The 15,459-nt window shown below is 45.3% G+C and carries 12 protein-coding genes and 2 pseudogenes; 5 read left to right on the plus strand and 9 right to left on the minus strand.

Annotated elements, in window-relative coordinates; all coding sequences use genetic code 11:
* The first annotated feature begins 163 nt into the window (after nucleotides 1–163).
* A complete protein-coding gene (locus ACTTJ8_RS04465) occupies nucleotides 164–391 on the plus strand; it encodes a hypothetical protein (RefSeq protein ID WP_442720438.1) in 228 nt (75 codons plus the stop codon).
* An 85-nt stretch (nucleotides 392–476) separates the two neighbouring features.
* On the opposite strand, the gene bioB is transcribed toward ACTTJ8_RS04465, so the two are convergent.
* Nucleotides 477–1,454 carry a biotin synthase BioB gene (gene bioB, locus ACTTJ8_RS04470; protein WP_442716882.1) on the minus strand — a complete coding sequence of 326 codons (978 nt, stop codon included), beginning with the start codon at nucleotides 1,452–1,454 and terminating at the stop codon, nucleotides 477–479.
* 179 nt (nucleotides 1,455–1,633) lie between these two features.
* Between bioB and ACTTJ8_RS04475 the strand changes: the two genes are divergently transcribed.
* The 3 genes and pseudogenes from ACTTJ8_RS04475 (at nucleotide 1,634) to ACTTJ8_RS04485 (ending at nucleotide 4,398) form a co-directional block, all read left to right on the plus strand.
* Nucleotides 1,634–2,134, plus strand: coding sequence for an FMN-binding protein (locus ACTTJ8_RS04475; RefSeq protein WP_442720439.1), 501 nt, complete (start codon nucleotides 1,634–1,636; stop codon nucleotides 2,132–2,134).
* Between the two features lie 2 nt (nucleotides 2,135–2,136).
* Nucleotides 2,137–3,314: pseudogene (locus ACTTJ8_RS04480) on the plus strand (ABC transporter permease).
* A gap of 52 nt (nucleotides 3,315–3,366) precedes the next feature.
* Nucleotides 3,367–4,398 carry a PTS sugar transporter subunit IIC gene (locus ACTTJ8_RS04485; protein ID WP_442719724.1) on the plus strand — a complete coding sequence of 344 codons (1,032 nt, stop codon included), beginning with the start codon at nucleotides 3,367–3,369 and terminating at the stop codon, nucleotides 4,396–4,398.
* A gap of 634 nt (nucleotides 4,399–5,032) precedes the next feature.
* Here ACTTJ8_RS04485 and ACTTJ8_RS04490 read toward each other — a convergent pair.
* From ACTTJ8_RS04490 to ACTTJ8_RS04505, 4 genes and pseudogenes are all read right to left on the minus strand, one after another.
* Nucleotides 5,033–5,527 (minus strand): flavodoxin domain-containing protein, encoded by a 495-nt coding sequence (locus ACTTJ8_RS04490; protein ID WP_442719725.1) that lies wholly within the window; start codon nucleotides 5,525–5,527, stop codon nucleotides 5,033–5,035.
* A gap of 145 nt (nucleotides 5,528–5,672) precedes the next feature.
* Complete coding sequence (locus ACTTJ8_RS04495; protein WP_442720440.1) at nucleotides 5,673–6,395, minus strand: Rpn family recombination-promoting nuclease/putative transposase; 723 nt, start codon at nucleotides 6,393–6,395, stop codon at nucleotides 5,673–5,675.
* Nucleotides 6,396–6,762: 367 nt separating this feature from the next.
* Nucleotides 6,763–7,872: pseudogene (locus tag ACTTJ8_RS04500) on the minus strand (methyl-accepting chemotaxis protein); the annotation flags it as partial.
* Nucleotides 7,873–8,210: 338 nt separating this feature from the next.
* Nucleotides 8,211–8,765, minus strand: coding sequence for a cache domain-containing protein (locus ACTTJ8_RS04505; RefSeq protein WP_442720441.1), 555 nt, complete (start codon nucleotides 8,763–8,765; stop codon nucleotides 8,211–8,213).
* Nucleotides 8,766–9,226: 461 nt separating this feature from the next.
* Between ACTTJ8_RS04505 and clpB the strand changes: the two genes are divergently transcribed.
* Complete coding sequence (clpB, locus tag ACTTJ8_RS04510) at nucleotides 9,227–11,803, plus strand: ATP-dependent chaperone ClpB (RefSeq protein ID WP_442720442.1); 2,577 nt, start codon at nucleotides 9,227–9,229, stop codon at nucleotides 11,801–11,803.
* 157 nt (nucleotides 11,804–11,960) lie between these two features.
* Here the strand turns inward: clpB and ACTTJ8_RS04515 are convergent, their stop codons facing one another.
* The 4 genes from ACTTJ8_RS04515 to ACTTJ8_RS04530 form a co-directional block, all read right to left on the minus strand.
* Nucleotides 11,961–13,007 (minus strand): ATP-binding cassette domain-containing protein, encoded by a 1,047-nt coding sequence (locus tag ACTTJ8_RS04515; RefSeq protein ID WP_442720443.1) that lies wholly within the window; start codon nucleotides 13,005–13,007, stop codon nucleotides 11,961–11,963.
* Nucleotides 13,004–13,729, minus strand: a complete 726-nt coding sequence (locus ACTTJ8_RS04520) for a GTP-binding protein (RefSeq protein WP_442718256.1) — start codon at nucleotides 13,727–13,729, stop codon at nucleotides 13,004–13,006. Before ACTTJ8_RS04520 ends, ACTTJ8_RS04515 begins: the two co-directional genes overlap by 4 nt.
* 110 nt (nucleotides 13,730–13,839) lie before the next feature.
* Nucleotides 13,840–14,445, minus strand: a complete 606-nt coding sequence (gene rdgB, locus ACTTJ8_RS04525) for an RdgB/HAM1 family non-canonical purine NTP pyrophosphatase (protein ID WP_442715099.1) — start codon at nucleotides 14,443–14,445, stop codon at nucleotides 13,840–13,842.
* Nucleotides 14,420–15,346, minus strand: a complete 927-nt coding sequence (locus ACTTJ8_RS04530; RefSeq protein WP_442718255.1) for a hypothetical protein — start codon at nucleotides 15,344–15,346, stop codon at nucleotides 14,420–14,422. The genes rdgB and ACTTJ8_RS04530 overlap by 26 nt, the downstream gene beginning before the upstream one ends.
* Nucleotides 15,347–15,459 lie beyond the last annotated feature (113 nt).

Here is a 15,459-nt window from a genome sequence, read left to right on the forward strand (position 1 = left end):
GCAAAAATGTCCGGTTTAAAACCTTTAAATTGGATACATCGATTGTCGGGGAGACCGTTGCAATCGGTATGTCGGGTATGATTATGCAGGTGCTTTCGCTGGTGCAGCAAACGGAAAAACAAATGCGGTGATTGCAATGCTGATTTTCCCTGCACTCGCTATTATGATACTGAATATGACCTTGTTCCAAGCGATCGGGAAACCGAAACCTGCCGGTCTTTTGGCAATTTCCCGTCAGCTGCTGCTCTTTGTACCGGCAGTACTCCTCCTGCCCCACTTTTTTGGGGCGCGCGGGGTATGGCTTGCAATGCCGCTTGTTGACGGTGTTGTGGTGCTGCTCTCTATAATCATTATGATAAAAGTATTTGCAACTGATCTGGTTAAAAGATAGAAGACTTAATAGAGGAGGGAATACGGTGGTATTATCTTCTCCGCATGAGTAAGGCTGCTGTTTTTTTGTGCGGTAAAGCGTACTTTTATTGTGCAGGTTTGTATTCCTCTATCCGTCTGCCTAATGCGGAGAGCATGACACGGTCTTGAGCAATGGTGTAGCCGGCAGTGGTGAGGTAGTTGCCTGTTATGGCTGCGTTTGCGCCGCTAAGAAAGGCTGCACGCCCATTGTTGTTTAAGAGACGGCGACCTCCTGCAAGACGAATATCTTTTGCCGGATTTATAAATCTGAAAATTGCAACAGTGCGGAGAATTTCAACTTCCTGAAGCGGTGGGCGGTTTTGGAGCGGCGTACCGCTGATCGCAGTCAAAATATTGACAGGGATAGAAACAACATTCAAGTTTGCGAGTGTCAAAGCCATGTCTATTCTGTCCTGCCATGTTTCACCCATGCCGATAATACCGCCTGAGCACACCGCGAGTCCTGCTTTCTGCGCAGCTTGTATCGTCCGTATTTTGTCAGCAAATGTGTGTGTTGTACAAATAGACGGGAAGAAACGTTCAGACGCTTCAAGATTACAGTGATAGGTCGTTACACCGGCTTCATGCAATTTTACAAGCTGCTCGAAGGTTACAAGCCCCATCGAAGCACAGAGGTTGATGTTATGGTTCAGGCGGATTTGCCGATAGGCTTCCAAGGATTGTTCAAAATCCTTGCCGCTTAATGCGCGTCCTGAGGTTACAATCGAAAAGCGGTGAGCTCCTTCTTGTTCATTTAAAGCTGCCTCTGCACAGATTTCGCTGGTAGAAAGGAAATTGTGTACGGTACAGCCGGAATGACTGGATGCGCTTTGCGTACAAAATCGGCAATTTTCACTGCAAGCCCCGCTTTTTCCGTTGATAATTGTGCATAAGTTGACGGAATCGCCGCATAATTCCTGCCGGATATAATCCGCTGCACTGCATAGTTCGTGCAGATCACAGGTAATCAGAAAATTGAGTTCATCGTGTTTTGAAAGCCGTTTACCATTTACAATGTCTTTTGCCGTTTGCCGGATATTCATACAGGTATACTAAGAGAATGCAAATACTGTGTCAACTGAAGGCATACCTTTTTTGAACGCGAATTTTTGCCGTATTATTACAGAAAGTTGAAATTATCGGGCAAACGTGCTATAGTTACGGTATCTCATACATTCAGATGAAAGATTCCCCGTCGTGTGAATTTTTATAGGAGTAAAGAATGAAAAAAGTAACTGTGCGTATATTCACGGCTGTATTGGCTCTTGCAGCCTTTTGTGTTGTAGGATGCAGCAAAAAAGAAACAGCTATTGCAAAACCACAGGAGCAACCGGCTGCAAAAACTGAACCGGCAGTACAGACCGTACACTACAAAGACGGTACATACCATGCATTTACCGACATTAAAGATGACTGGGGCGGAAATGCGGAGATAACGATTACCATTACAGACGGTAAAATTACTGCTTGTGAATTTTTATCCTATGACAAAGACGGTAAGCTCAAGGGTGAAGATTACGGTAAAACGGATGGGGTGATTAAAAATGCCGGCTTATATAAAATTGCCCAAGCTGCGCTTGCAGGAGCTGCTCAGTACGGTCAAAAATTGATACAAACACAGCAGCCTGATATGGTAGATGCTGTTGCCGGAGCAACCGTTTCGCATGAGCTATTCCAAAACGCAGCCGGTATCGCACTTAGACAAGCAAAGGCGGCAAACTGATAATGTCTGCTGTACAACCCATTCAAAAATTGACGGTTATCGAGCTTGCCAAAATGAACCTTCAGCGCAAGCCCTTTAGAACAGCAAGCTTGATCACACTGACTTCCGTACTGGCATTCAGTCTTTTTTGCGGGAGTTTTTTAGTTAAAAGCTTAAACGGCGGTATGCAGTCGCTGGCAAACCGGCTGGGCGCAGACATCATTGTGGTGCCGCAAGGCTATGATTCAAAAATCGAAAGCGCCCTGCTGCGGGGAGAGCCGAACAGCTTTTATTTTAAGCCGGAGGTGGTAGATAGGCTGAAAAAGATTGAAGGCGTTGAGCTTGCTTCTCCGCAGCTGTTTGTTGCCACCCTGTCTGCCGGCTGCTGTTCGTTTCCGCTGCAAGTAATCGGTATTGACTTTGATAGCGACTTTACCATTAAACCGTGGCTGCAAAAACAGGTAAAGCTGCCGCTTACAAATAATCAGATTGTAGTCGGAAGCAATATTGTCGGCAACACACATTCTGAGGTGAAATTTTTTAATCAGCCCTTTACTATTGCAGGCAGATTGTCAAAAACCGGGATGGGGTTTGATAATTCCGTGTTTATGACCATCGAAAACGCAAAGCGGCTTGCAAAAAAAAGAATATGAGCGGATTATGGAACATCCGGTTGCGCAGGATGAAGACCTTATTTCCAGTGTTATGGTGAGGATCAAGCCGAATGCCGACGCGCGGACGGTTGCAAAGAGTATTCTTGCAGCGTTTGAGGGGGAACAAATCTATCCGCTCATCTCAAAACGGATGATGACAAATATTTCAGCAAGCATTACAAACTTGAATGTATATATTTATGTGCTGCTTGCCCTTCTGTGGCTCTTGTCGTTTATCGTACTGGCTGTGTCGTTTTCGTCAATCTTCCATGAACGGAAGCAAGAGTTTGGTATGCTCAGGGTTATCGGAGGCACTATTGATCAGCTCAGCCGGTGCCGGTATCGGTACCATTATGGGATGCGTAGTTGTTCTGTTATTTAATCAAGCGATTATAGCTGGGCTCCAGATGCCTTTTCTCAATCCGCCGATAGTGTGGACGCTTATGTGCGGAGCCATAACCTTTTCGGCTATTGCAGCCATTGGTCCGCTTTCCGCCTTTAGCACTATCCGCAGTATTACCAAGCAGGAGCCGGCATTGCAGATATAATTGTCTGTAGTATATGCTTTTAACCTACGGCTCATATCTATGGGAGAGTATTATGAATAGGATTCAAAAATTTTTTCAAAAGAAAGATGTAGAAATTTCTGCTAAGCGGTATTTTATTGATGCCATGAGTGCAATGGCAATGGGGCTTTTTTCATCTCTGCTTGTTGGGACAATTCTCAACACCATTGGTATAAAGCTCCATATTGCATTTCTAACTGATACCGTATGGCCTATATGCCGTGATATGACAGGTGCCGCCATCGGGGTGGCGGTTGCGTACTCCCTCAAAGCCCATACCTTTGTGTTCTTCTCTGCGGCAATTGCGGGTTATGCCGGCAACAAATTCGGCGGTGCTGTCGGGGCATTTATATCCGTCATTATCGGAACCGAACTTGGAAAATTGGTTTCGCGGGAAACAAAGATAGACCTCATTGTCACTCCGATGGTGACCATCCTTTCAGGCAGCTTGGTTGCTGTGTTCTTTGGACCGTATATGTCCTCGTTTATGAACTGGCTTGGACAGGTTATTATGACGGCAACCAATCTGCGTCCGTTCTGGATGGGTATGAGTCTTGCGGTGTTGGTGGGTGTTATCCTCACCTTGCCGATCAGCAGTGCTGCACTGTGTATGATGCTCTCTCTTTCCGGGCTTGCAGGCGGGGCTGCGGCGGCAGGCTGCTGTGCGCAGATGATAGGCTTTGCGGTAATGAGTTATCGGGATAACGGATTCGGCGGTTGTGTTGCCGTTGGTATCGGCACCAGTATGCTCCATATGTCGAATATTATGAAGAATCCCCGCATATGGATCCCGCCGACCGCTGCCGCTGCGGTATTAGGTCCTATTTCGACGGTGCTTTTAAAACTAGAAAATACGCCTATCGGTTCCGGGATGGGAACCTGTGGTTTTGTAGGGCAGATTGGGGCATTAACCGCGATGGATCAGGCTGGGCGCAGCAGCGCATCGGTGTATCTTTCCATTCTACTGCTGCATTTTGTTGCTCCGGCTGTGCTTACCTTCCTTTTTACGGTGCCGCTTCGTAAAATAGGCTGGATTAAAGATGGAGATTTGAAACTCGCTCTTTAAGCATACAGGCTCTCTTTGTGTTTAAGAATCCCCATCAGTGTTTCTGATGAGCTGTGACGCACATCATGGATGTGTGTGTCCTTCTATGGTGTATACAGTGTTTTTTTAAGATATACATGATACGAGCTTGAAAAATCGCCCCCTTTGAATATTCTGGCAAGTATACAGAATGGAAAGATTTTTCTTGCAACTAGGTTTTTCCTATGGTATAATTATTCATCTTTAAAAGCCTAATTAGTTTTTTGGATATCCAATTGAATTTATCGAAAATATTGCTTTTAAGCAGATATCTTAGATAAATTACAAAAAAATAGTTATTTTATAGCAAAAGAGGTTAGAGATGAGACTCCCCCCCCTCCCCCCCTTATACAGAATTGTTACTACATTGGAATACTACTAAAAGATATATATTTTATGTTATTATTCGTGCGGAAGGTTAATACATACATGCTGCACAGGGGGTATTGAGTGCATTTTGTTATTACATCTTGAGAAACAGAACTGTTCAGACTGTCTAATAATGTGATAAACCATACCGAACAGCCCTGTTCTCTGTAGGCGCTCTATTATCAGAACGCTGGGAGGGTTATGCGTGCGGTGGGTTAATGTTCACACACCGCGCCGGAGTGGTTGATTATTTTGCAAATACCGGCTGAACGGCTTTTACCCACTCATCAATTTTTTCTGCAGCCTTTGCATCGCCCTTGTCCAAGCAAAGTCCGAGCATTCTTCCGCCTCTTTCCATGCGGGAGAATGAAAATTCATAACCGCAGGGGCATACATCGCCGACAAAGCGCGCACCGCTGTAGCGGAGCTTATCATAGAAATCAGCAGCACCGGAGCAGAAGCTGTCGGGGTGGCGTTCTTGGCTTCCGACACCGACGATTGCTACGTTCTTACCGCTAAAATCAACAGTGTGCAGCAGTTTTACGTTTTTACCCCAATCTTCCATTAACGCACCAAAGAAATAGCTGGAAGCCATCAGAACAACATTGTCGTACCCTGCAATTGCTTCAACTTTTGCATCTTTCATATTGTGCAGATCGGCACCGAGTTTTTCTGCAATTTGCTTTGCAAATCCTTCGGTTACACCGCCTTTACTTGCATAAAAAATTCCTGTTTTGCTCATAGGAAACTCCTTTTATTATTTGATATTCCGAACAACCGGACAAGTATAAGTATATACGAGTATGATGATAATATCAAGAATAAGTCTTAACAGGGATTCCTCATTATAAGAAGCTAGAAACTTTTTATCAGTATTTTTATCAGTATTAATGAAGTGTTTCTACTTCCTGTACAGTCAAGCCGGTTGCTTTTGCGATATTGTCAATAGATAAACCTATCACAAGTAAGTTCCGTGCTGTTTCGAGTGCTTTTTGCCGAGAACCTCTTACTTCGCCTTCAGCAAGACCGAGCGATTTGCCCTCAGCAAGACCGAGCGATTTGCCTTCAGCAAGACCGAGCGATTTGCCTTCAGCAAGACCGAGCGATTTACCTTCAGCAAGACCGAGCGATTTACCTTCAGCAAGACCTCGCTCAACCCCCGCACTGAATTGCGTCTCTGAGATGGTTGTTATATCGCTTTTCAGCTTCATTCTTGACTCATACAGTTTCCGTTCTGTCGGCGATAAAGTTAATACATCTATTTTTTCATTCAGCATTTGTAATACCGGTGACTTCGTTGCTATCATTCTACGCTCCTCTTTGTTAGCTGCTCCTATAAATCGCAACCAGTTAATAAGCTGACCTTGTTTACCAGCTGCTTTCCCTTCTTCTTTCGCCTTTTTTGCTGCTTGCAAGTCCAAGAAATGTACCTCAAGCACATCCGTCAGTACGGTATGCGCTGTCTTTTCTTGTAGCAGGTACTCTGAATGAATAGCGTCATTGAGCCTAAAACCGTCTGCAATAATATTGATGGCGATACATCTATGCAGTTTATCATACGATTCTCCGGCTTTAAAATCCGCTGTGTACATCTTTGCCCAGTAGAACATATTAGGGAGGCTTTTCTTTTTTTTCGATAAAAAGAAAAGTCCCCCTATAACCCCCAAAAGAAAAACGGCGACTTAGGGTTCCACCCTAAGAACCCGCCTTGGTTCCCAAGTGTGGTTCTAAAAAAGCTGAGCAATTAAGCTTTTTTGCGCAACTGAGTTTCAGTAGCGGCACGGATGCCGCTGGTTACAGCAGAAACGATGTTTCAGCTGTGCTGAAACTCGCTCTTTCCATCGTACACGGATGTACGATGGAAAGAAACGCATAATCGTTGGTGAGGGTTATCTGTAATTCGTCTTCCATACTTGTAGAAAGTATAGGTATCCGAATATAAAATGCAATGTGTGGAGTACAGGAGAAAAACATCTCCTAATTTACTTTAAACTTACTCACCTCAAGAGAAAGAGCGGCAATGCTCTGTTTATTTTTCTGTGTAATCTCATTGACTTCCTGCACAGCGTTGTTGATCTGCATGGCGCCAGAGGCCATCTTGTTCATACTCTCCGTGATAGCATAGGTGAGACTATTGAGCTTTTGCATCTCTTCTGCAACGCCTTCTCCGCCTTTCAACATTTCCTCGGAACCTGCTTGTACTTCTATTGTTACCGCATTGATGTTTTTAATGGCAGTAAGCACTTCTCTACTGCCCTTTTCCTGTTCCATCATTGCTTCGGTCAGTCGGTCACTCATTTCCTTGACCTGCGTAACAAGAGTGAATATCGTATTAAATTTTGCTTCTACTGTTTTAGAGGAAGCGGAAAGCATTTCAATTTCTCCGCTTAACATTTTCAGTGTTGCGGTAATTGCCTTACCCTGCGTTGCAGAATCCTCTGCGAGCTTACGGATTTCGTCTGCAACAACGGCAAAGCCTCTACCAGCGTCTCCGGCATGAGCTGCCTCTATGGCTGCGTTCATAGCTAATAGGTTTGTCTGGCTTGCAATATGCTGAATAACAGTTGATGCTTCTATCAACGAGCTGGATTCTTCGACAATTTTCCGTGTTACAGTATTGGAGCTTACAAGTGTGGTTTTTCCATCCCCGGTCGCGGTTGTAAGACTTCTTATTACCTCATCGGTTTTGCCGAGAGTTTGTCCGATGGACGCAATATTTGCCACCATTTCTTCTACAGAAGATGAAGACTGCGCAACACTTGCAGCCTGTGCTTCGATACTGGTATTCAGCTGCTTAATGGTGCGGACAATTTCTTCAACGGTTGCAGCCGTTTCGGTAACGCCTGCTGCTTGCGTGAGAGACTGACGCTTAACTTCGTCGATATTTACGCTGATTTGATTAACGGCATAAGCTGTTTCCGTCATATTATCAGCAAGTTTCGATCCTATTGTATTCATCACAACGGTATTCGTATTAATTGTTTGAATCGATGTACCGATGGTCATTATAGTATGATTAAAATATTCGGATAAACCGGTAATTTCGTCATCACCGGCAATAGGCAAGCGTACGGTAAAATCCCCTTCAGATATATGACGTAAGAAAGGAAGCATTTGTAAAATCCGTTTCATTATAGTGTAAATGACAAAATACAAAATGATCAAAATGAGTATTTCGACACAAACAAGAAATATGATAATCCGTATATCCAATTTCCTTCCTTCGCGTAATGCTTCATGCAGGGGGATGTGCGTTCCGGCAAACCATACATTATCAGCCTTACCAACTTTGAAAGGAATAAAGAGTTCTATAATCTTATGCCCGTTTGCGCTAGTGATATGTGTGATAGGCTGTAAATTTTTTCGGGCATCAGCGACACTCTTTTGAAATTTAGCATCTGAAAAGAGCGGATAGCTTTTTGAAATCAAAGACTCATCCGCATGGCTGACGACCGTATTTTTTCAGAAATCAGCATAAAAAAAACTGTTTCATAGAGCTTGATACTTGACAACATCCGCTGCATAGAATCAAGGCTGAAGTCAATACCAACCACACCGATCGCTTTCTTATCGGAATTGAAAATCGGATGGGCGGTACCGGCAACTGTCATGCGTTTCCCTTGCAATTCATATTCATTCGGTTCAATTAATACGCCGGATTGTGATTGCAGCGGCTCATTGTACCAAAAGCTATTTTCATAATCGGTAAGCGGAGAAAGGGAAATCACCGAATCAATTTGGGTAAAATATGGAATATAGCGGCCGGTTTTATCATGAAAGTCAGTATTTTTATATTGTTCATCACGGTTATCAAGGGCGTTCGGTTCCATGATGGTCCAAATATCAATAAAACCGGGATTTGCCTGCAGGATATTTTTTTGTAATACATTGCAGTATTCACGGCGAAATTCAGGAGGCATCTGTTCACATACTTCAAAATTTTGTGCAATCGTACGATTAGTATCATACACATTTTGCATAATGCAGCGTCAATTGCTCTGCATAGCGGATAGTCTGCCGGTACCATAAACTTTTAATTGAAATTGAGATAAATATCCCGATAGCTGCTATGAAAATCGTAAAAATACACGATATGATGAAGGTGAGCCTTAGTTGAAGTGAATATTTCCGCCGGTGTATATGTCTATGAGAAAGCAAAATATTGTCTCCCTTGTATCTTTATAATATTATAGCCCAGCAAAACGATAAATACAACTATAAATTAACATACGGCAAGAATATTCGGGGAGTAACATCTCTGTACGAATAAAGCTCCCATAGTGAATAGGTATAGGAGAGTTTACATATTATCGGGTATCTCTAAAACTCTATACCTGAGTTTTTAGAGATACCTATCTGTTAAAAAAGTGGAGTCTTTGAGCAGATGCCTTTTTTTCTTTTATTTATTGCCGTTTTTCCATTTTGTGCGTAGATTCATTGTATGAACATAGACAAATACACAGTGAAAGCACGCGAGGCATTGCAAGAAGCAGCCTCGCTTGCCGAACAAGACAATCACAGTCAGATTGAGCCGGTTCATCTCTTGTATAAACTCTTAGATCAAGAAGAGGGGATTGTGCCGCCGCTCATTGAGAAGATCGGTGCATCAACAGATCAGATTCTTGATACACTCGATACTATTTTGGATAAAAAACCGCGGGTAACCGGGGACTCTGCACAGGTATATATGTCGCCGGTTTTAACAAAGCTCTGCGCTCAGGCGGAAAAGCTCGCCTCTTCGCTCAAGGATGAGTATGTTTCCACGGAGCATATTCTTCTTGCGCTTACTAAAAGCGATGATGAGGTTGGCGAACTGCTCCGCTCGCATGGCATTACCTATGATGCGGCGCTGAGAGCCTTAAAGGATGTGCGGGGAAATCAGCGGGTTACGAGCGAAGATCCCGAAGCGACGTTCAATAGCCTCGAAAAATACTGCCGCGATTTAACCGAACTTGCCCGGGAAGAAAAAATCGATCCCGTTATCGGACGCGATGAAGAAATCCGGCGGGTGATGCAGGTACTGTCGCGCCGCACCAAAAACAACCCCGTATTGATCGGTGAGCCGGGTGTCGGTAAAACCGCTATTGTCGAAGGGCTTGCCCGCCGGATTGTGTCCGGAGACGTGCCGGATAGCCTGCGTGGGAAAAAGCTCTTGTCGCTTGACCTCGGCGCCTTAGTTGCCGGCGCTAAGTTCCGCGGCGAATTTGAGGAGCGCCTCAAAGCGGTTATCTCCGAGGTTCAAAAAGCCGAGGGCAGTATCATCCTCTTTATTGATGAGCTGCATACCCTTGTCGGCGCCGGTGCGAGCGAAGGGGCGATGGATGCTTCCAACTTGTTAAAGCCTGCCTTGGCGCGCGGTGAGCTGCGGGCGATCGGCGCTACCACCTTGGATGAGTACCGCAAGTATATTGAAAAGGACAGCGCCCTGGAGCGCCGCTTCCAGCAGGTGTACTGCCCCGAACCGAATGTAGAGGACACGATTGCCATTCTGCGCGGCTTGCAGGAAAAATACGAGGTACACCACGGTGTGCGCATTAAGGACGAGGCGCTCATCGCAGCGGCGGTACTTTCCAACCGCTATATCACCAACCGCTTTTTGCCTGATAAGGCAATCGACCTCGTGGATGAGGCAGCCAGTAGGCTTAAAATGGAAATTGAAAGCCAACCGGTTGAGCTTGATCAGGTGGAGCGCAAAATTCTCCAGATGAATATTGAAAAGGTTTCACTTTCCAAAGAAACGGATGCGGCTTCAAAAGAGCGGTTGGAAAAGCTGGAACAAGAACTATCCAACTTAACCGAAAAACGGAATGTGATGCAGGCGCAGTGGCAAAACGAAAAGACCCGCATCAACGAGTCGCGGAAATATAAAGAAGAGCTTGAGCAGCTGCGCCGCGAAGAAACGCAGTTTACGCGCGATGGCAATTTGAATAAGGCTGCCGAGCTGAAATACGGACGCATACCGGAGCTGGAAAAAAAGATCGCCGCGGTTTCCGCAGAGCTGGCAAAAAAAGCGGGCAGCAGCGGACAGCTTCTCCGCGAAGAGGTGTCCGAAGAGGATATCGCCAAAATCGTTTCGATGTGGACGGGGATTCCTGTTGCAAAGATGCTGGCAAGTGAACAGCAGAAGTACCTCGACCTTGAAGCAGTATTGCAGAAGCGGGTTGTCGGACAAGATCAGGCGGTGCAGGCGGTTGCCGATGCCATCAGACGAAACCGGGCAGGACTTTCCGACCCCAACCGCCCGCTCGGCAGCTTCCTCTGTATCGGACCTACCGGTGTGGGTAAAACCGAACTGGCGCGTACCCTTGCAGACTTCCTCTTTAACGATGACAGGGCGCTTACCCGTATCGACATGAGCGAATACATGGAAAAGCATTCGGTGAGCCGCTTAATCGGAGCGCCGCCCGGCTACGTGGGCTATGACGAAGGCGGACAGCTGACCGAAGCAGTGCGCCGCCGCCCGTACAGCGTGGTGCTCTTTGACGAAATTGAAAAAGCGCATCCCGATGTGTTCAATGTTTTCTTGCAGATACTGGATGACGGGCGGCTGACGGACGGACAAGGCAGGGTAATCGACTTCCGCAACACGATTATCATCATGACGAGCAACCTCGGCTCGGAGCTGCTTCTATCGGCGGACACCCCAGAAGCAATGACTGCGCAGATTAAAGACCTGCTCAAACAGCATTTCCGCCCTGAGTTTTTGAACCGCATAGATGAGCTTTTAACCTTCGGACGGCTCGGCAAAGAGCATATCCGCAAGATTGTCGATATTCAGCTGCAGGCTGTTTCGGCACGGCTTGAAGCGCGCCGCCTGCATTTGACTGTAACGGATGCAGCAAAAGACTTCCTCGCCGATATCGGCTATGATCCATTGTACGGTGCGCGCCCCTTAAAGCGGGCTATCCAAACCGAACTTGAAAACAAGCTGGCAAAAGAGCTGCTTTCAGGTGCCTTCGTCGGTAAAACTGACATTACGGTAGATGCCGGAAAGAGCGGCTTGACATTTAAGGCGTAAACGCTCCATAAACGTTCGAATCAACAATCCCGGGAAAGGATACCGGGGTTGTTGATTGAGATATAGGATATCCTCTCTTACACATTTTTAATTCTACGCGGGGGGAAGGGGGGAACGCTGATATGTTTGCGTGTGCTCAAGGTATTCGGTACCTAGGCTACAGCCGCTCTCCTGCACGCAGCCGTGCGCGCATGGTCTGAATTTTTTCATCCATTGCTTCAAGTTCGGCAAGCAATGCTTTTTCGTGCTCGGAAGTTTCGATAACTGCTGCAATACCGCCGTTTTTAATGACAATCCGCTTATCGGCATAGAGGGCAAGGGCTGGGTCATGGGTTGCCATCAAAACGATTTTTTCATTTGAAACGAGCAGCTGTAATGCCTTTTTCCGGTCAATACCGGCGTTTTCAATTTCGTCGATGAGTACAATGGGGGACGAACTTAAAATAGCAGTATCGGAGATCATCAGCGCACGGGACTGCCCGCCGCTTAAAGCGGTAATCGGTGTATCCAGCCTGAATTGCTCTCCTGCCAATTTATTTGCTGCTTCAATTATCCGCTGCACGGCTGCTTCTTTCTCTTCAATCAAGCGGCTTTCTGCATGGAGTTCTATAAATTCACGTACGGAAAGATCCATAACAAAATTCATATTTTGAGAAAGCTGTGCAACAAGTTTATTGTTGATCGAAAAACGGATTGCTTTATCAGGCACCTCTCCGTTGATTAAAATTGTCCGGTTCGTAGGAGTATCCCGCTGTGCTGTCCATTCTATGTCAGCAAGCAGCCGGGACTTCCCGGAACCGGTAGGTCCGACAATGGAGATGATCTGCGAAGTATAGAGTACGAGGTCGTGGAAAGACTCTGCCTCTCCCGATTTATTAGTGCCGGGCAGAATGGTAAGACTTTTGACGGTCTGTGTATCATCGTAATTAAGGAACTGCTCCATTTGCAGAATATATTCGAAAAACGAATTGCTGAGCGCTTCCGGATCAATAGCATATTCTTCGCATTGGTCTTGGGGAATATTCCGGAGGAAGGCTTCAAAGGTGAGCTGTTTTTGATCCAGAATATGCAGTTCCGTCAATCGGTTTTCCGTAAAAAAATCCTCGATAAACGGATATTCCTGCAGCAAGACTGCAATGCTTTTGTGTGCAAGATGCAGGTTTTTACCAAGTTTTTCAGCGCTGTTGTGTTGCTGTGTTATCATGACTGTTCCTCCGCTGCCGAAGATTTTTGAGATTCTGCAATTTTCATCTTCCTGATATTGCCCATCTGAAAGTTTTCACCGATCCGGGTTTCCCCTAAGCAGTATGAACACAGGGCAGCAGGCATTGGGAAGCGCAACTCCATCCCTTGTACAGAATCAATATCTTTTTCACGGCTGAAAAGGAGGGTACTTAGCTCAAAAGCCCCCTGCCCGGTCAATCCGTTTACCTGCATAATGACGGCACGGGGATTGACAGTGTTGACCCGTGCACAAAAAACTTCGCGCTCGGCTTGAGAAACAATATCGCCTTTGGTAATAACAACGATGTCCGCAGCTTTGAGAAGCGGTCCGATTTTTTTCGGTGTATTGATTCCAGAGAGATTATCGATGACACAGATACCAAGGATATTTTTGATGTACGGTGAGCAGCGGTTACAAAGACCGGCAGACTCTGTTATAAGCAAATCGAGGTTTTCTTTTATCCCCCATTGCACAACCTCTTCGATGTTAGACACAAAGAAGTGATCGGGACAGAGCGAACCAGAAATACCTTTTTGTACCGGAATGCCTGCTTTTTCATACAAGAGATCATCGTCGGTATAGAGACAGTCGAATTTGACAACACCGGTACGCAGCCCCTTCCGCTTTAAGGCATCAATGGTTTTGAGTATAACACTGGTCTTGCCCGAAGAGGGCGGACCTGACACAATAATAAGGTTCATAATGCCATGAGTATAGCAGATAGTGCAGCTCTGTTCTGTAACATTTGCAACAGCTGAGCGCTCCAACAACCCTGTGATATTTTTTAAAGCTGCCTTCCTAATAGACACCGCTAAAAAGTACTTTCGGTTTTTGAGATTTCCGATAAACAGTGTACTGCAAGCCGTCCTGCCTTTCCGCGGTGGGAGAGCCGGTTTTTTTCTTCCGCAGTTAATTCGGCAACCGTTTTGCCGAGTTCGGGCAGATATACAATCGGATCATACCCGAAGCCATGCTCGCCATGCGGTTCTTCCGCAATGACTCCTTCGCAGGTTTCCTGCACGGTAAAAAATCTATTTGCATCAAGCATAATAACAATGCAGCAGACAAATCGGCAGCTGCGGTTTGTGATCCCTTTCATTTGCTGTAAAACAAGCTGATTCCGTTCAGCAGCTTCAAGTTGTATGCCGTTTTCCATACCGTAACGGGCAGAGTAAATTCCCGGTTTACCACCGAGCGCATCAATGCAGAGTCCGGAATCGTCGGCGATAACAGGACATTTTACACTTTCATAGAGGGCTTGCGCCTTTAACAAGGCATTTTCTAAAAAGGTTTTCCCGGTTTCGTCGGGGTTAAACTCAATACCTGCATCTGCGGGCAGACTGACCTGGTGATCTTTTAAAATAGCGGCAAATTCTTCTTGTTTATGGCGGTTACCGCTGGCTAGGTAAATATGCATGGGATGTACCATACCATGCTTTTTTAAGATCCGCAAGATCATTATCAATAGTGCCGCGTGAAAAACCTAATTGCTTTGCCAGAGTGCGGTTACTTGGACTGCGGCTATATACTTGCATCCGTTTAAGATAGCGCTGCCATAGATTATAGTTGTAATTTTGCTGTATTTTCAGCTTTTCTACAACTGATGTATGCGTAGTATCAATACTGCGGAGCTGAATGGCAGCGCTTTTATAGCGGACATAATAGAAGTCCCGTTTCTCCGCCAACTCCCGATATTGAGTATCTTTCGTATATGTTTGCTCTTTGAGATTATCAATCAGCCTTTCAACTTCCCATACCGGTACACTCAAATGCCCGGCGACAGTATTCAGCAATGCTTCATCAATACAGAAGCAAGATTTACAGACAAGTTCCAAGATATACCGCGAGTATATTTGTTTTCTTTTTAATTTCCACTTGATTTTTTCTTGGATGGCTTGTTCTTTTTCAGTAGAAACGGTATATGCGGGAACTTCGCTTGCAGCATAGGTTTCGTATGTATGGAGGTTATGCTGCTCTATATAATTGTCTTGAACCTTTTGCTGTTGATCGGCTTGGACAAGCGCACTATAAATTGCCTGCTCGCGATTCTTACGCCCAAAAATTTTCCAATGATAGGTAACAGACATTCTTAAATAAGTTGAAAAGAGAGAAAGATTCGGCTTATACCCTGCAATGATATTGTTCAGCCGAGGATAGAGCCATACTAAAAAATCGCTCCGAGTATCCTCAGTTATGTGGTAAAGCCCAAAATCACGCAGGTGGAAATAAAGATACTGAAAGAGCGTATCAACGGCTTTTTTCTGCGTATCTTGTTGTGAAAAATCACTGAGGATGCCTTGTATGATTTCTTGCTGCATACGATTCTCCTTAAAAAGTGTTTTTGCTACACCTTTCTATAAGCAATATGCGTGCCAATTTTTGCTTAAGGCTCTTTAAAAACGTATTTTTTTACAATTAATAATTTTTCTTT

The organism is Treponema sp., from assembly GCF_052169735.1.
In the GTDB taxonomy this organism is placed as follows: domain Bacteria; phylum Spirochaetota; class Spirochaetia; order Treponematales; family Treponemataceae; genus Treponema.

Excerpts from the sequence above, each read along its gene's own strand:
- ACTTJ8_RS04465 (WP_442720438.1), top strand. The coding sequence starts at position 164 with ATGATACTGAATATGACCTTGTTCCAAGCGATCGGGAAACCGAAACCT.
- bioB (WP_442716882.1), bottom strand. The coding sequence starts at position 1,454 with ATGAATATCCGGCAAACGGCAAAAGACATTGTAAATGGTAAACGGCTT.
- ACTTJ8_RS04475 (WP_442720439.1), top strand. The coding sequence starts at position 1,634 with ATGAAAAAAGTAACTGTGCGTATATTCACGGCTGTATTGGCTCTTGCA.
- ACTTJ8_RS04485 (WP_442719724.1), top strand. The coding sequence starts at position 3,367 with ATGAATAGGATTCAAAAATTTTTTCAAAAGAAAGATGTAGAAATTTCT.
- ACTTJ8_RS04490 (WP_442719725.1), bottom strand. The coding sequence starts at position 5,527 with ATGAGCAAAACAGGAATTTTTTATGCAAGTAAAGGCGGTGTAACCGAA.
- ACTTJ8_RS04495 (WP_442720440.1), bottom strand. The coding sequence starts at position 6,395 with ATGTTCTACTGGGCAAAGATGTACACAGCGGATTTTAAAGCCGGAGAA.
- ACTTJ8_RS04505 (WP_442720441.1), bottom strand. The coding sequence starts at position 8,765 with ATGCAAAATGTGTATGATACTAATCGTACGATTGCACAAAATTTTGAA.
- clpB (WP_442720442.1), top strand. The coding sequence starts at position 9,227 with ATGAACATAGACAAATACACAGTGAAAGCACGCGAGGCATTGCAAGAA.
- ACTTJ8_RS04515 (WP_442720443.1), bottom strand. The coding sequence starts at position 13,007 with ATGATAACACAGCAACACAACAGCGCTGAAAAACTTGGTAAAAACCTG.
- ACTTJ8_RS04520 (WP_442718256.1), bottom strand. The coding sequence starts at position 13,729 with ATGAACCTTATTATTGTGTCAGGTCCGCCCTCTTCGGGCAAGACCAGT.
- rdgB (WP_442715099.1), bottom strand. The coding sequence starts at position 14,445 with ATGCATATTTACCTAGCCAGCGGTAACCGCCATAAACAAGAAGAATTT.
- ACTTJ8_RS04530 (WP_442718255.1), bottom strand. The coding sequence starts at position 15,346 with ATGCAGCAAGAAATCATACAAGGCATCCTCAGTGATTTTTCACAACAA.